This is a genomic window from Pseudomonas baetica (genome assembly GCF_051216495.1).
In the GTDB taxonomy this organism is placed as follows: Bacteria; Pseudomonadota; Gammaproteobacteria; order Pseudomonadales; family Pseudomonadaceae; genus Aquipseudomonas; species Aquipseudomonas baetica_B.
The window spans coordinates 1-21,745 of sequence record NZ_JBPKAM010000084.1 but is presented as its reverse complement, the minus strand read 5'-3'; the positions used below and the strand labels follow the sequence as shown (position 1 = coordinate 21,745).

Here is a 21,745-nt window from a genome sequence, read left to right as displayed (position 1 = left end):
CTGCTCGCGAAGGGCGCACCTCGGTTTATCTGTCTGGTGCCAACCCGAAAAACGCCTGTATCAAACGCAAATCCCGCCGCCGCTCCATGCACCCCATCATGTGTCGATTGACCAACCCGTCCCCAATGATCGGCACCGCCGCCACCCGCGGATCATGGCTGACTTCCACCGACGACACCACGCCCACCCCCAACTCCGCTGCCACGGCCTCGGTCACCGCTTCACGGCTGTCCAGTTCCAGCAACACTCGCGGATTGACCCTGGCCTGGGCGCAGGCTTCATCGAAGGTGCGCCGGGTGATCGAGCTCGGTTCACGCAGCACCATGATCACCTGATCCAGATCCTTGAGTGGCACGCCCTTGGTCTTTTGCACCCATGGATGACCGGCGGGCACCAGCGCACAAATGCGTGATTCGTTCAGGGCTTGCAGGTGCAGGCCCTTTCGCGGTTCGACTTCGGTCAGCACCGCCACGTCGGCATGCTCGGACAGCAGCGCCGCCAGGGTTTCCTGGGCATTGCCCAGGCGCAGGTTCACCGTGATCCCCGGATAGCGCGCACGCAGACTCGCGAGCATCGGCATGACCATGTGCGGTCCGTCCGCCGCCACCTCAAGACGCCCGGTGAGCAACTGCCGGTTAGCCTCCAGCATCACCTGTGCCTCTTCAGCCAGGCCGAACATGGCCCGGGTGATCGCCGCCAGTTTGGTGCCCTCTTCCGTCAATTCCACCCGCCGCGCGGTGCGGCGCAACAGGGTGATCTGGTAGTGCTCCTCCAGCGCCTTGATGTGCCCGGTGACCGCCGGTTGGCTGATGAACAGCCGCGACGCCGCCCGGGTGAAGCTGCCCTCTCGGGCCACGGCATCGAAGGCACGGAGCTGAAACAGGTTCATGAATAACCCTCACTGATGGCTGGCATAACAACAAACAATTTGATTGATAACTCGGCAAATTGCAATTTAGGCCCCGTAGCTTCATCCCATCGATTGCGAGGACACGAGAATGAGTACTGCCGCACCCATCCTGCTCACCCCCGGCCCGTTGACCACTTCGGCCCGCACCCGTCAGGCGATGATGGTCGACTGGGGTTCATGGGATGACCGCTTCAATCAACTGACCGCCAGCCTGTGTGAACAACTGCTGGCGATCATCAACGGCGCAGCCAGCCACCATTGCGTCCCCCTGCAAGGCAGCGGCACCTTCGCGGTGGAAGCAGCGATCGGCACCCTGGTGCCTCGCGATGGCAAGGTTCTGGTGCTGATCAACGGGGCTTATGGCAAACGCCTGGCAAAAATCTGCGAAGTGCTCGGCCGCGCCTTCAGCACTTTCGAAACCGCCGAAGATGAACCGACTACCGCCGCCGACGTCGACCGCCTGCTGCGCGCCGATACCGGCATCACCCACGTCGCCCTGATCCACTGCGAAACCAGCACCGGCATCCTCAACCCGCTGCCGGAAATCGCCCAGGTCGTGCAGCAGCACGGCAAGCGTTTGATCATCGACGCCATGAGCTCCTTTGGTGCCCTGCCGGTCGATGCGCAACAGATTCCGTTTGATGCGCTGATCGCTGCCTCCGGCAAATGCCTGGAAGGCGTGCCGGGGATGGGTTTTGTCTTCGCTCGCAAGGAAGCCCTGGCCAATGCCGCCGGCAACTCGCATTCACTGGCGATGGATCTGTACGACCAGCACGCCTACATGATGAAAACCGGCCAATGGCGCTTCACCCCGCCGACCCACGTGGTCGCGGCGCTGCACGAAGCCCTGCTGCAATACAACGAAGAAGGCGGCCTGCCGGCGCGGCATGCGCGCTATGCCGCCAACTGCCAGGCGCTGATGGAAGAGATGGCCAAGCTCGGACTGCGCAGTTTCCTGCCAGCGGCGATCCAGGCCCCGATCATCGCCACCTTCCACGCCCCAAAAGACCCGCGTTACCAGTTCAAGGAATTCTACGAACGGGTCAAGGCCAAGGGTTACATCCTCTACCCCGGCAAACTGACCCAGGTCGAAACCTTCCGTGTCGGCTGCATCGGTCATGTGCAACCCGCCGAAATGCGTGAAGCCGTGGCGGCCATCGGCGAAGTGTTGCGTGAGATGGAAGTGCTCGAAATCTAAGCCACACCGCATTCCCCCCTGTGGGAGCGGGCTTGCTCGCGAAAGCGGTCTGACAGCCAACACATATGTCGACTGACACACCGCCTTCGCGAGCAAGCCCGCTCCCACCCAAAGCAGCTCCCCATTCAGCCAGTTGCCACAGGAATAACTTCACCATGAACTACACCAACCCAACCCAACTGCAAGCCGCCATCCTCGACTGGGCCGGCACCGTCGTCGACTTCGGTTCTTTCGCGCCAACCCAGATCTTTGTCGAAGCCTTCGCCGAGTTCGACGTCCAGGTGTCCATCGACGAAGCCCGGGGCCCGATGGGCATGGGCAAGTGGGACCACATCCGCACCCTGTGCAACCTGCCGGAAGTCGCCGAGCGCTATCGCAAAGTGTTCGGCCGTACGCCGACCGACGATGACGTCACCGCCATCTACCAACGCTTCATGCCGCTGCAGATCGAGAAAATCGCCGAACACTCGGCGCTGATTCCCGGCGCGCTGGACACCATCGCCAACCTGCGCCAGCAAGGGATCAAGATCGGTTCCTGCTCCGGTTACCCGAAACAGGTGATGGACAAGGTCGTCGAACTGGCCGCCACCAACGGCTACGTGGCCGACCACGTGGTCGCCACCGACGAAGTGCCAAATGGCCGTCCGTGGCCGGCCCAGGCACTGGCCAATGTGATCGCCCTGGGCATCGACGATGTCGCGGCCTGCGTGAAGATCGACGATACCGTGCCGGGCATCCTCGAAGGTCGACGTGCCGGCATGTGGACCGTGGCGTTGATTTGCTCGGGCAATGCGCTGGGCCTGGACTACGAAGGCTATCGCGCGCTGGGCAGCGACAAACTGGACAGCGAGCGCAAACGCATCCACAAGCTGTTCGAAGGCTCGCGGCCGCACTACATGATCGACACCATCACCGACCTGCCGGAGGTGATCGCCGACATCAACAAACGCCTGGCCAAAGGCGAGATGCCGCAGAACAACTGATTCACCGCAAAAAACTGTAGGAGCGAGCTTGCTCGCGATGGAGTGTCAGCCACCTCTTTGTTGACTGGTACACCATCGCGAGCAAGCTCGCTCCTACAAAGGCACTGCGCGACAGATAGTCTCAGGCAAACGCGTTGAAACAGGATTACAGTTAAAGCACACCGTCAACCAAGAACGGTGGCTTGACCTGACCTGTGAGGAACACCGTATGCCGTGGAAGAACTCCGCATCACGCTACAGCACCGTATCGATCGCGCTGCATTGGTTGATGCTGGTCCTGTTGGCACTCGTTTACGCCTCTATCGAACTGCGCGGCATCTTTCCCAAGGGCAGCGGCGCACGAACGCTGATTGTCGAATCGCACTTTATGCTCGGCCTGACCGTGTTCGTATTGGTCTGGGTACGGTTATTCGCCCGCAGCCTGGGCCCGGCACCGCAAATCTTCCCGGCCTCGCCTCACTGGCAAATTGCGCTGGCCAAGTTGATGCACTGGGCGCTGTACCTGTTCATGATCGCCATGCCGATTCTTGGCTGGCTGGTCACCAGTGCCAAAGGCAATCAAGTGATGTTCTATGGCCTCGACCTGCCGATGCTGATGGCCGAGAACAAGGAACTGGCCAAGGAACTCCAGGGCTGGCACGTGCTCGGCGGCACCATTGGTTATTGGCTGATCGGCCTGCATGCCGTGGCCGGGCTGTATCACCACTACGTGGTGGGCGATAACACCTTGTTGCGGATGATGCCCAAGGGGGTAAGTCGCAATACCTGAGATCAAAAAAACCTGTGGGAGCGAGCCTGCTCGCGAAGGCACAGTATCATTCAGCAAATGTGTTGACTGATCTGCCCCGTTTCGCGAGCAGGCTCGCTCCCACAGGGGATTGAGTGCATTTGCAAAAATCAGGTCGGCTGTCAGGCCGCCTCGCTTTTGCAGCCCCCCTCCAGAGGCTTCGTCCCGGTTCTGCGGACGGGATCGAGGCCTGCAAAATTTTTATTTCAGCGCCTTCCGACCCTGTGGATGGCCAGCCATTGGCCATACTGCAATCTGTCCCCCCCCTCTTGCGAATCGCCCAGGCAAACTCCGAGTTGTCATGCACGGCAATCTTTTCGTGAACCTGAATATCTGTGTACAGCTTCGTACAATCTGGACAAAAACGTCTGATTCGCTAATGTAGAGCAGGCAGCCGCGCAGGTGGTGGGCCGGGAGACCGTGGATTACGTCGGCAACATCTACAAGTACTACGTGGCGTACAAGCTTGTAGAAGAAAAAAACGCAAAGGCCGCCGCCAATCCGCCCAATGATGGCTAAAGGCTTCTGCGCCACATATCTCGAGGCCTTCTGTACCGCGGTTTTCAGCCTGGAAATGTGAAAATTTCGTTCTAAGCTGAACCTGTCCAACAGCGGGCGTTTTGTACAAAGGATTGATTAAACGTGCAGGCAGGTCGAGGACTTCCACTATGTCAGTACCACCGCGTCAATTAGCCGGCCTTCATCTGCGCCCGCAACGTCAGGCCCTGGCCCTTGAGCCAAGGATCCTGTTCGACGGTGCCGCCGCTTCGGCCGCCGCCGATCAGCATCACAGCGACCCCGCCGAGGCCGCGCATCCGGCCACCGATCCGGCTGCCACGCCCGCCACCCAGACCGAAGGCCGGCCTGCCACCGAGCAGGCACCCTCGGCCGCGCGCAGCCTGCTGGTGATCGACAGTCGCATCGAAAACCGCGAGCAATTAATGGCGCAACTCCCGGGGAACGTCACGGCTATTGTGGTCAACGCCGGTGAAGATGGCCTGGCGGCGATTTCCGCAGCACTGGCGCAACTGGGCAAAGTGGATTCGATCCAGGTGCTGTCCCACGGTGCATCCGGACAATTCACCCTGGGCAATCGCACGATCACCGCCGACAACGTAGACCAACTGAGCAAAACCCTCGAACAATGGCGCAACAACCTGACCCAGGGCGCCGACATCCAGCTCTATGGGTGCGACATCGGCGCGGGTGCCGCCGGTAAAACCCTGGTCACCGAACTGGCCCGCTGGACGGGCGCCGATGTCGCCGCCTCCAGCAACGACACGGGCAGCACCGCAGCCGGCGGCGACTGGACGCTGGAAACCCGGGTCGGCGATATCGACAAGGTCATTGCCCTTAGCAGCACCGCCATGGCCAGTTTCGATGGCTTGCTGGCCGATGCCGCTCCCACCGTGACCTTGCCGGCGACTGGCAGCGATGTCCTGCTGGGTGATCGCTTCACCTTTACGGTCAATTTCAACAACACCTCGACCCAGGCCGGCTTCGCGCCGTTCATCAACCTGGCGCTGGCGGCCACTGGCAAGGATGGCGACGACGGGGTCAATTTCATCTCCGCCACCTACCTGGGGCAAAATCTGATCGCCCATACGGTAACGTTCGACGCGGCCGGCAACGCGACCCATCCTCTGGCGAAAGACGCCAGTGGTAATTTCCTGATCATTAATGCGGCGACTTTTGGCATGCGCGCTGGCGACAAGCTGGTGGTCATCGAGTTGCCGTTTGCCAGCGTCACCAACCAGCAACCGGTGATTCCGGTGCAGATCACCGCCAGCCTGAGCAACCTGGCCGACACCGACTTCTCCAATGGCAGCCCGGACCTGACCATCCGCGCCAGCGGTGGCTTCCAGTTCGGCAATGACGCGCTGGACAACCCACTCAACGACCCGAGCCTGATTCAGGCGGGTTCCGTGGCGTTTGTCGTGCATCCGACGGTGATCACCTTCGATCAGACGCTCTCCACACCCGAGGGCGAAACCGCCACGGGGCCGAACTACGGCCGCACCCTGACGGTGACCGTAACCCCTGCACCGGGCCAGACGCTGAGCCATGTCGTCGTCACCCAACCGCTGCCGGACAACATCCAGGTCACGGCCATCACGCCCGGCGCCGGTGGCCGCCTGACCTCCATCACACTGCACGACGGCACCGTGGTCACCGATCCGGTGGCGATTGCCGCGCTGATCGCCTCCGATACCGTGTACATCAACTCTTTTACCGTCGAATACGACACCCTGACCGCCGCGACCAATACCCAAGTGGCGTTCTATGTGCCGGAGGTCGACGCCAACGGCCAAACGATCATCAACCCGGTTACCGGCGACGCCGTCACCATCACCCTCGGCGCGCCAACGGCCAGCGGCGAATGGGCACCGCTGGACCCACGGGATGTCGTGGCACCCAACACCACCATCGATTTTACCGGCACCGGCCTACCCACCGACTTTATCGCCAAGTCCATCACCCTGCTCAAACAGGTGACCTTGCAAACCGACATCGGCCAGACCGGCATCACCCCCGGCGACACCTTGCAGTACACGCTGAACCTGGCGATTTCCGACTACTTCGCCTTCGGCAAGGACTTCTTCAACGAAGGCCAATTGGTCATTCGCGACCAGCTCAGCGACGGGCAAACCCTCACCGGCACGCCGACCTTGACCGTCACCCTCGCGGGCGTGCCGCAAACCATCGCACTGGTCAGGACGGCGGTGATCAACGCCGATGGCACCACGTCGATGGTGTTCGACATCGCGCAATCGCTGCGTAATGCCTTCTCCAATATTCGCGGCTGGCTCAACGGTGACCTGGCCTTCGATGACCGGCTGGAAGGCGCGGTGCTGGTAGTACTCAGCTACTCGGCCATTGTCGGCCAGACCTACAAACCGCCATCGGGTGCGCCCCACAGTGAAATCAACGAAGGCGACGAACTGGGCAACACCGCCGTGGTCGATGGCACGCTGCTTCAAGACATCTTCAACCTGACCGGGCAAAGCGAAACCGACGGATCAGCCACCACCAGCGTGATCCCGACCAACACCGTGGACATCAAGATCGTCGAGGTCAACGACGGCACACCACCGGCCAGCGGTGAACTGCGTCCCGGCGATGAAGTCACCTTCGAACTCACTTACGACCTGATTACCGGCGACTACGAGCAGTTCAAACTCACCGCCTATCTGCCCCTGCCGTTGTTCGACGTGACGGGCGTAACCTGGGCAACCGGCGATGATCCCGGCCAATGGCAAATCGGGCCCGGCAACACCAATGCCGGTGGCGTGCTCACTGTCACCAGCGCCGCGGGCAACTCAGTGGTGTTCGATTTCGGCAGTTTCGTGACCGCCGATACCACCGGCAGCCGCATCGTCGTGCGCTTTACCGTTCGCGTCGGCGACCAGCCGTTCGCCGATCAGCGCTCGCTGGATGTGCTGGCACAATCGAGCCAGCAAACCACCCTCACCGACCGCACCCTGATTTCCTCGGACGTGGTGGCAATCGTCTCGGTGGCCGAGCCGGTGCTGGCAATCAAGCACGGCGTGGTGTCGGGCACCAACGGTACCGTCAGCAACACCACCGGCAGCTGGAACCCGCCGGGCAGCACCGGCGTGCCCTTCAATGGCAGCGTGACCGACCTGGCGGCAGTGGATGGCAACATCACCGGCATCGACGGCGGCGACACCCTGCGCATGGTCACCGCCATCGAAAACACCGGCGGGGGCGGCGCTTTCGACGTCAGCACCAGTATCACCCTGCCCACCGGCCTGAGCTTCGTCGGCGGCAGCCTGGCCGCCGCCAACCTGCAGATTTTCCGCGGCGACGGCACGGCGCTGGTGCTCAGCATCGACTACAGCGTCAGCGGCAACCAGATCACCTTCCTCGATGCCGGTGGCCAGGCCACCCTGCTCGCCGGTCGCAGCGGCACCGCCGCCGACACCAGCGGCGCCAACGTGGTAGTGATCAGTTATGACGTGGTCGTCAGCTCGACCATCGAAGCCAGCCGCAGCCTGCAAAGCACCGCCACCCTGAGCAACTACGCCAGCGTCGATGGCGGAAGCGACTTCACCCCCACCGACCTGACCGACCTGTCCAGCCAACAGGTGGCGGCACCGGTGATCACCAAAGTGTTCGCCGACGGCACCCTGGACAACGGCGATTCCAGCGCCACCCATACCACCGGCAGCGATCTGGTGATCGGCGAAAGCATGCGCTACGACATCGTCGTCACCCTGCCCGAGGGCAGCACGCAAACCCTGCGCATCGAAGACCTGATCCCGCCGGGCATGCGCCTGGACACCACCTTCAATGGTGGCCTGGGCTATCAGATCATCACCACCCGCGCCGGCAGTGGCGCGCTGGGCGCCGACTTTGTCGGCAGCATCGTGGTCAGCGGTTTTGCCGGTCAGGGCGGCACCCTGGGCGACGACGGCGTCGATGCGCGCTGGACCTTCAGCGTGTCTGGCGCCACCGCCGACAACCAGATCGGCAACAATACTTTCGTGATTCGCCTGCAACTGGTGGCCAACAACGTGATCGCCAACCAGGCGAACAAGGCCCTGCAAAACAGCGCGCAATTGATCTTCAGCGATCCGGACAGCGATACACCCAATGGCAACGTGGCGGTGGACCGTACCGTCGCTCTCACCGGCGGCCAACCCACCGTGACCGTGCGTGAGCCCACCCTGACCGTCACCCAGGTACTGACCTCGACCTCGGGTCTGGGCGGCTATGACCAGGGCGACACGGTGACTTTCACCATCACCCTGAGCAACGGCACGGGCGGCAGTGACTTCAACGCCTTCGACATCAGCTTCCTCGACAACCTGCCCACCCAACTGGACAACATCATCCTGACGGGCAAGCTCTATCAAGGTGGCGCGACCAACAATGGCGGGGTCGATTTCGAAATCGTCAATGGTCAATTGCGCACCGTCAACGGCGCCAACATCGACATCGCCAAGGGCGGCAGCATCGTCCTGAGCCTGTCGGGCGTGGTCAATGCCACGGCGGCGTCGCAGTCCAACTTCACTAACCTGGCGACCGTGCAATGGACCAGTCTCGACGGCACCCAGGGCGGCGAACGCACCGGCGTCGACGGCACGCTCAATGGCGGTACGCTCAACGACTATCGCAACAGCTCGGTGCTGGTGGTGCCGGTGGCCCAGGCCATCCAGATCTCCCGGGTCGGCGGCTTGCCTGACACCGCCGCGCCGGCACCGACCACGGCGCCCGTGGAAGCGGTGACCATCGGCGAAGTGATCCGCTATCGCGTGGTGGTGCTGGTGCCGGAAGGCAACAACCCCAATTACCAGATCCAGATCACCCTGGCCAACGGGTTGCAATTCATTTCCCCGGATGCGCTGGTCAATGCCCTGCGCATCGGTTTCATATCCAATGGCGGGCTAACCAGCGATGCCAACCTGATCGTCGGCGGCACGCTGAATATCGACGGCAATGAGAACAGCCCCGAAGCCTTGCCGATCACCCCGGACCTGCTGGGCCTGGGCCCAACCGGGGTGTTCGACCCCAGCCGCCTGACCGTCGTCACCAACCCCGATGGCAGCCAGACCATCACCTTCAACCTCGGCAACGTGGTCAACGGCAACGGCACCGATGACGACCTGGAGGGCGTGGTGCTGGAATTCAACGTCCGCGTCGGCAACCAGGCGAGCAACATCGCCGGTGCCCAACTGGGTGCCAGTGCCCTGGAAATCGTCAACGGCGCGGGTCGTGCTGCCAGCAATACGATTCTCGAACGCATCGTCGAACCGAGCTTCAGTGGCCTGGACAAACAAGTGGTGGCCTTCGACCCGAATCCTGCGGGCACCACCGGCACCGCCACGGTACAACTGAGTTTCACCCAGAACGGCGGCTTACCGGCGTTCGACGCCCAGGTCGTCGACAACTTTGCCGGCGGCAGCAATTACACCCTGGTCAGCGTCACCATCAACGGCACCACCTTCGGGCCGGGCAACCTGCCCGCCGGCGTGACCTTCAGCACCACCGGTGGCGTGAGCGTCAATTTCGATCAACTGGATGTCGGCGCTCAGGTCCAGGTGCGTTATCAAGTCACCCTGCCCAACGCCACCGTCATCGCCAGCAGCAATGCCACGCTGACCTGGAGCAGCCTGCCGGAGGACTTCACCAGTTGGGGCGGCAACAGCGTCGGCATCGACGGGACTATCAACGGCGAGCGTACCGGAAGCACGGTCGGCCCGAACCAGTACATCCTGCGCGACACGGCCGGGCTCGGGGTGATCACCGGCACGCTTTGGAACGACACCGCGTCGGCCACCACCAGTAACGTTCCGGACGGTCCCGGTCTCGCCGGGCAAACCGTCACCCTGACCTGGGCCGGGGCCGACGGGCAACTGAGCACCACCGCCGACAACTTGATTTTCAGCACCGTGACCGACGCCAACGGCCAGTACCATTTCGGTGTGCTGCCATTGGGTGTATTCCGCATCGACGCGCCACCGGGACTGGTGACCTACCCGCAACCGGTGGGCGATTTGCGCGTGCGCATCGACAGCGACGGCGGCACCCTGGGCCAGATCACCATTTCCCTGGGCGACGCCGATACCCAAGCGGCGAACGCCGGTTACGTCGAACAGAACGATGCACCGGTCAACACCCTCCCCGGCAACCAGCAAGGCCTGGAGGATGTCACCCTGAACATCGGGGGCATCAGCGTTGCGGACATCGACGTCGACCGTGACCCGAACGTCGCCGATCGCAATATCAGCGTGACCCTGAGCGTGCTGCACGGCACCTTGTCCCTGGGCACTACGCTGCCGGGGGTAACGGTCAACGGCGCCAATACCGCCACCCTCACCCTCAGCGGCACCCTGGCCGACGTCAACACCGTGTTGGCCAGCCTGCGCTACCTGGGCAACGCCAACTTCAACGGCACCGACACCCTGACCGTGATCAGCAACGACCAGGGCAATTTCGGCGATGCCAATGGCGATGGCACCCCGGGCACCGCCGCCGACGCTCTGACCGACACCGACACCCTGCAAATCATCCTGGCACCGGTCAATGATCCACCGGTGGGCGTCGATGACAGTGCCACCGCCGTGGAAGCCGGTGGTACCAACAACAACGTGATCGGCGTCGACCCCACCGGCCAGTTGCTGACCAACGATACCGACGTCGACATCGCCACCAACGCCGACAAGCTGCATGTGGTGTCCGTGGCCTCGGTCAATAATGCCGGGGCGCAAACGCCAGTGGCCGCCGTGACGGTCATCACAGGCCAATACGGTCGACTGCTGGTCGGCAGCAACGGCGCCTACCAATACATCGTCGACAACACCAATCCGCTGGTTCAGGCCTTGCGCCTGTCAGGGCAGACCCTGACCGACAGTTTCGACTACGTGCTGGCCGACCTGGCCGGTGCCACCGACATCGCCCGATTGACCGTGACCATCCAGGGTGCCAACGACACCCCGGTGGGTGTCAACGATACCGGTATCGCGATCGAGGCCGGCGGAGTGCTCAATGGCACCCCGGGCAGCAATGCCAGCGGCAACGTATTGACCAATGACACCGACGTCGACACGGTGGCCAATGGCGAAACCAAAACCGTCACCGGTATTCGCGCGGTCGCCGAAGCCAACCCCGGCAACTTCAACCCGGTCGGCATCCCGATTGACGGGCTCTACGGCACCCTGACCATCAACGCCAATGGCACTTACACCTACGTCGTCAACAATGACAACGTCACCGTGCAGCGCCTGAGCGCCGGAGAACAACTGGTCGAGATCTTCAGCTATCGGGTCACCGACGCCGGCGGCTTGAACGATGTCGCGCAACTGAACATCGTCATCCAGGGCGCCAACGACAATCCGGTGGCCAGCGACGATGCCGCCGATGCCCAGGCCGCCTCCACCAACGGCAACGCCACCGAGAGCAACCCCACCGGCAACGTCATCCTGTTCCCCAGCCGTCCGGGCACCGTCGACAACGGCATCGATACGGACGTCGATGCCGCCGACCAGCCCAGCGAGCAGTTGCAGGTCAACGGCGTGATCAACAAAAGCGAGGCCACTTACGATCCGCTCAATGACGTGCTGACCGCTGTCACTGCCGGTAGCACCCAGGCCAACGGCACGGTGGTGGTCGGTTTGTACGGCACCCTGCGCATCGGCGCCGACGGCTCGTTCTTCTACGATGTAGACAGCACCAATGCCACGGTCCAGGGCCTGCAAGCCGGGCAGACGCTCACCGAGGTCTTCACCTACCGCGTGGTCGATACCAAGGGGCTGACCGATACCGCGCAGCTGGTGATCACCGTGCGCGGCGTGAACGACCCGCCCGTGGCACAGAACGTCATCTCGATCGCAACCGAAAGTGGCGGTGTGAACAACGGCACGCCAGGGGTCAACCCGGTGGGCGATGCGACGGTCAATGCCTTCGATCCGGACGGCGACCCATTGACGGTCACCTTCATCCGCACCGGCGCGGAAAGCGCCGGGGGCACCTCCGTGCCCGTGGTGGCGGGCGGTACGGTAGTCGTCGGTTTGTACGGCACCCTGACCATCAATCCCGACGGCAGCTACAGCTATGTCGTCGATAACAACAACGCGGACGTCCAAGCGTTGCGCCGCAGCTCCGACCTGTTGCTCGAACGTTTCACCTTCACCATCAGCGACGGCGTGAACCCGACACCGGAAACCGACACCGCCGAGATCATCGTGCTGATTCGCGGCCAGAACGACAATCCGGTGGCCAACGATGACGCTGCCACGGCCATCGAAGCCGGTGGCGTGAACAACAACCTGCCCGGCGTGGACCCAACCGGCAATGTACTGAGCGATCTTCCGGGCAACGACACCGACGTCGACGGTGGCGAAATCCCTGCCGACCTCCCCGCCCATGATTACGGCGAAACGCGTGCCGTGGCGTCGGTGCGTACCGGCGTCGAGGGCTCGGCGGGTACCGCCGGAACCCTCGGCACCGAACTGCGCGGCACCTACGGCTGGCTCACGCTCAATGCCGACGGCAGCTACAGCTATCGCCTGGACAACAGCATGGCCGCGGTGCAGGCCTTGCGTGCCGGCAACACCCTGGCTGACAGTTTCAACTACAACGTGATCGATGCCAGCGGCGCCCAGGACACCGCGACCCTGACCATCACCATCCAGGGCGCCAACGACGCGCCGGTGGCGCAGAACGATGTCAACACCGCCATCGAGGCCGGTGGCCTGAACAACGCCATCCCGGGGGTCAACCCCAGCGGTAACGTGTTGTCCAACGACAGCGATGTCGATGGCAATGGCGAAACCTTGAGTGTGATCGACGTGCGTCAGGGCACTTCCGTCGGCGTGATCGGTTCGGGCCTGGCCGGTGCTTTCGGCACCCTGACCCTCGGCGCCAACGGCAGCTACACCTATGTGCTCGACAACAGCAACCCACAGGTCCAGGCCTTGCGCACCAACGGCGACGTGCTGACCGAAACCTTCACCTACCAGATCCGCGACCTGGCCGGCGCCACCAGTACCGCGACCCTGACCATTACCATTCGCGGCACCAACGACAACCCACTGGCAGTCGACGACAGCACCGTGGCCGTCGAAGCTGGCGGCACCGCCAACGCCACGCCCGGGATCAACCCCAGCGGCAATGTGCTGACTAACGACACCGACGTCGATGCCAACGACAGCAAGATCGTCACGGGCATCCGCACAGGCGCCGAAGTGGCCGGCGGTACGTTCACCGGGGTCATCGCCCCTCAAACCCTCAACGGTCTGTACGGCACCCTGACCATCAACGCCAATGGCACGTACAGCTACGTGGTCAACAATAACCTGGCAGCAGTCCAGGCGCTCAAGGTCGGCGATTCGCTGGTGGAAACCTTCACCTACCGCATGCGCGATACCGCCGGGGCCACCGACATCGCCCAATTGAATATCCGCATCGACGGTGCCTGGGATGCGCCGGTGGCCACCAACGACGTGGCGGTGGCCGTGGCCGACAACGGCGCGGGCAACAGCGTCAATCCAACCCGCAACGTATTGCCCAACGACACCGATGTCGACCAGGGCGATGCCCTGCACGTCAGCGGCATCCGCTTCGGCACCGAAGCGGCCGGTGGCGCGCTGGACCCGGTCAATCCGGGCACCGACAACACCAACGGTACGCTGATCAATGGGTTGTACGGGCAATTGATCATCGGTGCCGACGGCAACTACACCTACATCATCGACTCCAGCAACCCGACCATTCAGGCGTTGGGCCCGTTGCAGTTCCTCGATGAACACTTCACCTATCAGGTCACGGACCTTGGCGGGCAAAGCGACCTGGCGGAGATCCACATCATCATCCGCGGACGCAACGATGCGCCCCACGCCAACACCGATACCGGTACCGCCGTGGAGGCCGGCGGCCTGAACAACGCACAGCCGGGTGTAGATCCCGGCGGCAACGTCATCGGCAACGACACCGACCTGGAAAACGATGCCCTGACCATTTCGGCGGTGCGCACCGGAACCCTGACCGGAACCGGCACCACGGGCGTGATCGGCACGTCCTTGCGCGGGCAATACGGCGATCTGGTCCTGCTGCCCGACGGCACCTGGCGCTATACCCTGGACAACAGCTTGCCCGCGGTGCAGGCCCTGCGAATCAGCGGCCAGACCCTGATCGATGTATTCACCTACACAGAGACCGACATCTTCGGTGCCTCTTCGAGCGCCGAACTGCAAATCACCATCGACGGCCGCAACGACACGCCCATCGCGCAGGATGATGGCAGCACCGCCCTCGAAGCCGGCGGGGTCAACAACGGCACGCCGGGCACCAACGCCACCGGTAACGTGCTGGACAACGACAGCGACGTCGACAGCGTGGCCAACGGCGAGAGCAAGCAGGTGTTGTCCGTCAGCGCCCAGAACGGCCAGAGCAGCAATGCCGGTCAAGTGTTGGTGGGCCTTTACGGTCAGTTGATCCTCAACGCCGACGGCAGCTACACCTATGTGATCGACAACAGCAATCCGCAGGTGCAAGCCCTGCGCACCGCCGCCAATACCCTGAGCGAGACCTTCACCTATCGCATGACCGACACCGCCGGCGCGACGTCGGATGCACGCCTGACCATCGTCATCCAGGGTGCCAACGATGCACCGGTGGCGCAGAACGACAGTGCCGTGGCCAGTGACCAGACTCCCGCACCGCAAGCCACCGGCAATGTGCTGCCCAACGACAGCGATGTGGATGCCAACGATGGCCTGCAAGTGGTCGCCGTGCGCACCGGCAGCGAAACCGGCACTGGCACGCCCGGGGTGATCGGCCAACCGATCCTCGGTCTCTATGGCACGTTGATTTTGAACGCGGACGGCAGCTACACCTACACGATCGACCAGACCAATCCCGCGGTGCTGGCCGCTGCCGGATTGGGCCAGGTGCTGCAGGATGTCTTCACCTACACCATCAGCGATATCAACGGTGCCACCGACCTGGCCGAACTGGTGATCAACCTGGACATCGCCTCGCCGTTCATCCCGGCGCCGCAGAACGATTTCTTCGACAACGACCCGACCAACCGACTCAACCGCAACGGCGCCTTTCGCCTGCCCGACCCGACTCCTGCGATCTTCATCACCCCGGTGGTGGAGCGCGAGGCGCGGGCACTCGAGGTCTCGAGCTGGGGCGCCGGTGGCTCAAACCTGCGCATCGCCAGCATCGGCGAGTTCCCGGTTGACTCGCTCGGTGCAGGATTGGGTCTGGTTCCAGGCCAATTCGTGTCCCAGGCCGTGCGTGAAAGCCGCCGGGAAAGTGATCTGGACATGCTGTGGATTCTCGGACGCCAGGGCCGCACCAGCCTGAGTGCCGATGGCCTGTTGGCTGATCCGTCGCTGTTCACCATCGACAGCGCCCACATGACCCAAGGCCCGGCACAAGCCGAGAAACCCGCCGAACCGCGCCAGGCCCGGGGTTTCAGTGCCCAGTTGCGAACCGCTGCGAACCGTCTGTACCCGGCCAATCGAGAACCTCGCGATCCGACAAACTGAAAGAACCGGTGAACACAAAGGATTGAATATGCCAAAAACCGCAACCAGGCTACTGAGTACCGCCCTCGTTTCGACGATGCTGCTCAGCGCCTGCTCCTCGCTGGATCCCAAACCCTCCACCGAGGAGGAAAACCGTCAACGCATCCTGGCCGATCAGTCACGCATGTACTCGGGCCAGGAGGCCGTCACCACGCCCATTACCTTCTATGAGGCGGCGGCGCGGGCGCTCAAGTACAACCTCGATTACCGCCTCAAGCTCATGGAAAGCGCACTGGCCTCGGACCTGCGCGACGTGTCGAGCCACGAGATGCTGCCGCGCCTGGTGGCGTCGGCGGGGTATGCCGGGCGTAACAACGACTCCGGTGGCACCTCCATCGGCATCGAAGACCGCGAAGTCAGCTTGCGTGCATCGACCTCGGAAGAACGCTATCGCGAACTCTACGGCCTGGGCCTGAGCTGGAGCCTGCTGGATTTCGGCGTGGCTTATTACCGTACCCAGCAGAAGTCCGATCAGATCCTGATGGCCGAGGAGCGCCGGCGCAAAGTCGCGCAGAACGTCCTGCAGGATGTGCGCAATGCCTACTGGCGAGCACTGGGCGCCCAACGCCTGATGCCGGAAGTCGACAAACTGCTGGCTCGCACCCACAGCGCCCTGACCTCGGCCCGCGAGGCAGAAAACAAAGGCCTGCTGCCACGCCAGGAAATCCTCGCTTACCAGCGCGCCCTGCTCGACTCCATCTACCTGCTGACCGTACGCCGCCAGGACCTGGAGTTCGCCCAGGCGGAACTGGCGGCGCTGATGTCATTGCCACCGGGCTCGAAAATGGTCCTGGCCGACAACACCGAACCACCGTTGCCGGAACTGCACCAGAGCATGGCGCAGCTTGAACAGCTGTCCATGGAGAACCGCCCGGAGATCATGGAGGAGTGGTACCGCAAGCGCGTAAACCAAAAGGACCTGGACATCGCCAAGGCGCAATTGTGGCCGAACGTCAGCTTCGACTACGGCTACAAATACGACTCGAACAAATTCAACTACAACAGCGACTGGATGGGCACCGGTGTGCAGGTTTCGATGAACCTGCTGCGCTTGTTGCAACTGCCATCGCTGAACGCGGCTGAGAAATCCCAGAGCGAAACCGACGACACCCGGCGTGTGGCGCTGTCGATGGCGATTCTGACCCAGGTACGGGTCGGCGCCCTGCGCTATCAGCTGGCGCGTCAAGAGGTAGAGTTCACTGATGAGAGCCTGCGGGTCGATCGCAGCCTGCTCGATTATGCTCAGGCCGCCAAAACCGGCGCCCTCGGTTCCGAGCTGGAAGTGATCCGCGCCGAAGGCCGTTTTCTGCTCTCGCGCTATCAGCGTGAAGCGGCCTTCTCCAGTGCCCAGGCGGCCTGGGGGCGGTTGTACAACTCGGTGGGCCTGGACGTACTGCCCAACGAAATCGACAAACATGACATCAAGACCCTGGCCCGGGAAATCCAGAACACCTTGAGCAAACAGGAGCAGCAACGGCTGCTCGTCACCCAGCAAGGAATGCCGAATGTTCAGACCCACCCGTGACTCGCGATGGTTGTTGCTCATGCTGACCGCTGCCACACTCGGGGTTCAGGCCCAGGACTCATCCATGGAAAGCACCACGACAATCCGCGTGTTGCTCGCCGCCGAACTGGAGACCACCCTCTCCAGCCAGATGAACGGAACACTCGGAGAATTAAAAGCCACCTTCGGCGAACACGTCGTCAAATCCGCCCTGTTGGCGCGCTTCAACTGCAATGAAGCCGAGGCGCGCAGCAAAGTCGCGGTGGCTGAACTGGCGATGGCCAAGCAGAACCTGCAAGCCAAACAACAGCTGCGCCAACTCAATGCCGTCGGCGACATCGAAGTGTCGATGGCCAACACCGAAGTGCAGAAGGCCGAGGGTGCCCGGGCCATGGGCGTGGCCCAGAGCGGTTACTGCCAGGTACTGGCGCCGTTTTCCGGGACGGTGGCCAAGGTCTACGTCAAGCCCTACCAGACGGTCAGCGCCGGCACGCCGCTGTTCGATCTGGTCAGCGATGGCGCACTGAAGGTACGACTGAACGTGCCGTCGAACATGCTCAAGAACCTGAAAAAGGGGATGCCGTTGCAAGTGAGCATCCATGAGACGGGCAAGACCTATCCGGCCCACGTCACGGTGGTCAATTCGCGGGTCGATGCCGTGGCCCAGACCGTCGAACTGGAAGCCCGGCTCGACGAAAAATTCCCTGACCTGATGGCCGGCATGAGCGGCACGGCGCGGTTCAATCAGGAAACGGCCCAGCCATGACCATGAATGAACCCCTGCCCCACCCGCACCTGCTGCTGGAACTCGATGCCCTGCGTGACAAGGCCATCGCCGCCGACTCGCTGAACGCCCTGGCCTTCAGCATGGCCAACGACCTGTATCCGCTGTTGCCGTTTCATCAGGCACTGGTGTTCGCTCAACGTGAGTCTTCCCTGGAATTACTCTGCGTGTCAGGCCTGTCGCGCCCCAGCGAAGACTCGCCCTATTTAGTCTGGTTAGGTCGCGCCAGTCGCTGGATCGCCACCCAGGTGCCGGACGGCGAACCGGTCTGGCTGACCCAGGACAGCACCACCGCGCCTGCGGACATCAGTGAAGGTTGGATCGAGTGGTGGCCGTCGGGCCTGTGGTGCGTGCCGATTCAGGATCGCGAAGGGCATCGCCTGGGCTTGCTGTTGCTGCTGCTCGAACAGGAACCCCCCGCCCTGTTGCGTCAGGTCCTGGCCGGCCCGATCAACACTTGGGCCTATTGCTGGACCGCGCTGACCAAGCGTCGGCGTTTCGGCCGCTGGTGGCCCAGCCGCAAGCAACTGCTGTTGGGGCTGCTGGTGCTCGGCGCCTTGCTGTTGCTGCCCGTGCGGCAAACGGCCCTGGCGCCGACGGAAATCGTCTCCCGTCAGGCGCAGATCATCAGCTCGCCCATCGACGGGGTGATCGAGCACATCCAGGTCCGTCCCAATCAGCCGGTGGAAGCCGGCACGCCACTGTTTTCCCTGGACGAAACCACCCTGCGCAGCCGCGCCGAAGTGCTCGGCAAGGAAGTGGCGGTGGCCGATGCCGAGTTACAGGCCGCCAGCCAGCGAGCGTTCGATAACCCGCAGAGCAAAAGCGAGCTGACCCTGCTCGAAGGACGCTCGCAACAGCGCCGGGCCGAACTGGCGGCGGTACAGGCGCAACTCAAGCGCACTCAGGTGCTTTCGCCTCGCGCCGGCGTCGCGGTGTTCAGCGACCCCAACGACTGGCTGGGCAAACCGGTGGTGACCGGTGAGCGGATCATGCAAGTGGCCGACCCGACTCAACCGGCGATGTTGATCCAACTGGCGGTGGCCGATGCCATCGCCCTGGAACCCGGCGCCGAAGTCACGCTGTTTTTGACGGCGTACCCGCTGACCCCGCTCAAGGGCAAGATCCTCGAAACCAGCTACCAGGCCCGCCCCAGCGATGAAGGCGTGGTCGCCTATCGGCTGCTGGCGAGCATCGACGGCACGCCGGAACACGCCCGCCTGGGCCTGCACGGTACCGCCAAACTCTATGGCGGTCGGGTGATGCTCGGCTATTACCTGCTGCGTCGACCGCTGGCGACATTGCGTGCCTGGAGTGGCTGGTAATGCTCGACCCGGCCGACATTCCCGTGCCCCCGTTGCGCGAGGACCTGCGCCTGAGCGAGGCCGCCCATGGCAGCAGCGGCGAGCCGGCGTGGGTGATCCAGGACACGGTGATCAACCGCTTCTATCGCATCGGCTGGCTGGAGTTCGAATGCCTGCTGCGCTGGGGCCAATCGCCGCGCCAGATCAGCCAGCAGATCGCCGAGGGCACCGCGCTCAAACCCGATGTGGAGCAGATCCTCGACTTTCGCCAGTTCCTCGAACAACACCAATTGCTGCGTGCCGGGCCCGCCGCCTTGGCGCGTTTGCAGGCCAAGGGCGAGGAAGGCAGTTGGTTGAGCTGGCGCTGGTGGCTGCATCACTACCTGTTTTTCCGCATTCCGCTGCTGCGCCCGCAACAGCCGTTGCAACACCTGGCCCATTCCCTGCATTGGTTGTTCCATCCGCTGACCGCGATGCTGGTGGTGAGCCTGAGCGTGCTGGGGGTGATTCTGGTCCTGCAACAATGGGACAGCTTTACCAGCGCCGTGGTCGAATCGTTTTCTACCGAAGGCCTGTTCAGTTTCGCCCTGGCGCTGATCGTCGCCAAAACCCTGCATGAGCTGGGGCATGCGCTGGTGGCGACGCGGCTGGGGTTGCGCGTCGGGCACATGGGCATCGCCTTCGTGGTGCTGTGGCCGATGCTCTACACCGACACTGGCGAAAGCTGGAAGCTCAGTCGCTCCCGCCAGCGGCTGGCCATCGCCTCGGCCGGGATCGTCACTGAATTGTCCCTCGCCGGGCTTTCAACCCTGGGCTGGGCGCTGTGTGATCCGGGGGCGCTGCGCAATGCCCTGCTGTACCTGGCGACCACCAGTTGGCTGTTGTCCCTGGCCTTGAACGCCAGCCCGTTCATGCGTTTCGACGGTTACTTCATCCTGTCCGACCTGCTGGATTTCCCCAACCTGCACGAGCGCGCTTCGGCGCTCGCCCGGGTCACCCTGCGGCGCAACCTGCTGGGCTTGCAGGAAGACTGGCCGGAGGTGTTTCCCACCGGCCAACGCCGGCTACTGGTGACCTTCGCCATCATCACCTGGGTCTATCGGCTGGTGCTGTTTCTGGGGATCGCCCTGGCGGTCTACCTGTTCTTCTTCAAATTGCTGGGGATCATCCTGTTCATGGTCGAACTCTCCTGGTTTATCGCCATGCCGGTGATGCGCGAACTGAGCCACTGGTGGACCCAACGCGCGAACATTCCGAGCAAGCGTAAAGTGCTGTTCTACAGTGTGCTGGGCTTGATACTGCTTGGCCTCGCCCTGCCCTGGCGCACCCAGATCGACGCCGTTGGCGTAGCCCGCGCCGAGCATCAGCTACGGGTCTATGCACCCTACCCCGCGCGATTGCAATCGATTCACGCCGAAGGCCCGGTCAAGGCCGGTGAAGTGCTGGTGACACTGGACGAGCCGGACATCGCCTCGCGCCTGCACAGCAGCGAAGCCAATGCCCGTAGCTATGAGGCACGCCTGTCCGGGTTGCTGGCCGACCCCGGCGGCCTGGCTGAAGACGCCGTTACCCGCCAGCGTCTGAACGTGCAATTCGAAGAAGCCCGGGCCGCCCGCTCGGAAATCGCCCGGCTCAACCTGCAAACCCCGTTCGCCGGGCTTTGGCTGGACGTCAACCCGGATTGGAAAAGCGGCCAGTGGATCGGCCGCCAGGACGCCCTGGGGATCTTGATCGATCCGCGCAGTTGGCAAGTCGACGCCTACGTCGCCCAGGATCAGGTGCATCGCCTGGTCACCGGCGACCGTGTGCGCTTCTATCCTGACGGCCAGACCACGCCACTGGGCGGCAAGGTGCTGGTAATCGGCAGTACCCGCGCCAGCCAGTTGTCCCATCGCATGTTGTCGTCGCGCTTTGGCGGACCGGTGCCGACCACATCGCAGGAACACGAGCTGGTGCCGAGCGCGGCGCTGTTCCAGGTGCTGATCCAGCTCGACGAGCCCCTGCCAAGCCTGCGCGAAACCCGTGGCCACCTGAAAATCGAAGGCGAGCGACGCAGTGTGCTGGCTGATGTGGCGACCCATTTTCTCGCGGTGTTGATGCGCGAAAGCGGATTTTGAAAATTGCCTGTAAACCTGTGGGGGGGGGGGGGGGGGGGGGGGGGGGGGGGGGGGGGGGGGGGGGGGGGGGGGGGGGGGGGGGGGGGGGGGGGGGGG

9 protein-coding genes are annotated in these 21,745 nt (G+C 63.1%); 8 read left to right on the top strand and 1 reads right to left on the bottom strand.

The features are described 5' to 3' along the window. Positions 1 to 25: 25 nt before the first annotated feature. Complete coding sequence (locus ACSFE6_RS23980) at positions 26 to 889, bottom strand: LysR substrate-binding domain-containing protein (RefSeq protein ID WP_435429907.1); 864 nt, start codon at positions 887 to 889, stop codon at positions 26 to 28. Between the two features lie 109 nt (positions 890 to 998). Between ACSFE6_RS23980 and ACSFE6_RS23975 the strand changes: the two genes are divergently transcribed. The 8 genes from ACSFE6_RS23975 to ACSFE6_RS23940 all read left to right on the top strand — a co-directional run bounded on the left by ACSFE6_RS23975 (position 999) and on the right by ACSFE6_RS23940 (position 21,649). Continuing rightward, on the top strand, positions 999 to 2,108 hold the full coding sequence (locus ACSFE6_RS23975) for a 2-aminoethylphosphonate--pyruvate transaminase (protein ID WP_435429906.1): 1,110 nt from the start codon (positions 999 to 1,001) through the stop codon (positions 2,106 to 2,108). A 155-nt stretch (positions 2,109 to 2,263) separates the two neighbouring features. Then, positions 2,264 to 3,091 carry a phosphonoacetaldehyde hydrolase gene (phnX, locus tag ACSFE6_RS23970; protein WP_435429905.1) on the top strand — a complete coding sequence of 276 codons (828 nt, stop codon included), beginning with the start codon at positions 2,264 to 2,266 and terminating at the stop codon, positions 3,089 to 3,091. Positions 3,092 to 3,299: 208 nt separating this feature from the next. Next, positions 3,300 to 3,860 (top strand): cytochrome b, encoded by a 561-nt coding sequence (locus ACSFE6_RS23965; protein ID WP_435429904.1) that lies wholly within the window; start codon positions 3,300 to 3,302, stop codon positions 3,858 to 3,860. A gap of 686 nt (positions 3,861 to 4,546) precedes the next feature. After that, entirely contained in the window at positions 4,547 to 15,901 is an 11,355-nt protein-coding gene (locus ACSFE6_RS23960; protein ID WP_435429903.1) for a VCBS domain-containing protein, read from the top strand. 28 nt (positions 15,902 to 15,929) lie between these two features. Further along, positions 15,930 to 17,465, top strand: a complete 1,536-nt coding sequence (locus tag ACSFE6_RS23955; protein ID WP_435429902.1) for a TolC family protein — start codon at positions 15,930 to 15,932, stop codon at positions 17,463 to 17,465. Positions 17,466 to 17,484: 19 nt separating this feature from the next. Next, positions 17,485 to 18,210 carry an efflux RND transporter periplasmic adaptor subunit gene (locus ACSFE6_RS23950; protein WP_435429913.1) on the top strand — a complete coding sequence of 242 codons (726 nt, stop codon included), beginning with the start codon at positions 17,485 to 17,487 and terminating at the stop codon, positions 18,208 to 18,210. After that, positions 18,207 to 19,553 (top strand): efflux RND transporter periplasmic adaptor subunit, encoded by a 1,347-nt coding sequence (locus ACSFE6_RS23945; protein WP_435429901.1) that lies wholly within the window; start codon positions 18,207 to 18,209, stop codon positions 19,551 to 19,553. Before ACSFE6_RS23950 ends, ACSFE6_RS23945 begins: the two co-directional genes overlap by 4 nt. After that, positions 19,553 to 21,649, top strand: a complete 2,097-nt coding sequence (locus ACSFE6_RS23940; protein ID WP_435429900.1) for an HlyD family efflux transporter periplasmic adaptor subunit — start codon at positions 19,553 to 19,555, stop codon at positions 21,647 to 21,649. Before ACSFE6_RS23945 ends, ACSFE6_RS23940 begins: the two co-directional genes overlap by 1 nt. Positions 21,650 to 21,745: the final 96 nt, after the last annotated feature.

Bases quoted from the DNA above. Each gene is read 5' to 3' on its own strand.
- phnX (WP_435429905.1), top strand. From the start codon at position 2,264: ATGAACTACACCAACCCAACCCAACTGCAAGCCGCCATCCTCGACTGG.
- ACSFE6_RS23965 (WP_435429904.1), top strand. From the start codon at position 3,300: ATGCCGTGGAAGAACTCCGCATCACGCTACAGCACCGTATCGATCGCG.
- ACSFE6_RS23960 (WP_435429903.1), top strand. From the start codon at position 4,547: ATGTCAGTACCACCGCGTCAATTAGCCGGCCTTCATCTGCGCCCGCAA.
- ACSFE6_RS23975 (WP_435429906.1), top strand. From the start codon at position 999: ATGAGTACTGCCGCACCCATCCTGCTCACCCCCGGCCCGTTGACCACT.
- ACSFE6_RS23950 (WP_435429913.1), top strand. From the start codon at position 17,485: ATGCTGACCGCTGCCACACTCGGGGTTCAGGCCCAGGACTCATCCATG.
- ACSFE6_RS23945 (WP_435429901.1), top strand. From the start codon at position 18,207: ATGACCATGAATGAACCCCTGCCCCACCCGCACCTGCTGCTGGAACTC.
- ACSFE6_RS23940 (WP_435429900.1), top strand. From the start codon at position 19,553: ATGCTCGACCCGGCCGACATTCCCGTGCCCCCGTTGCGCGAGGACCTG.
- ACSFE6_RS23955 (WP_435429902.1), top strand. From the start codon at position 15,930: ATGCCAAAAACCGCAACCAGGCTACTGAGTACCGCCCTCGTTTCGACG.
- ACSFE6_RS23980 (WP_435429907.1), bottom strand. From the start codon at position 889: ATGAACCTGTTTCAGCTCCGTGCCTTCGATGCCGTGGCCCGAGAGGGC.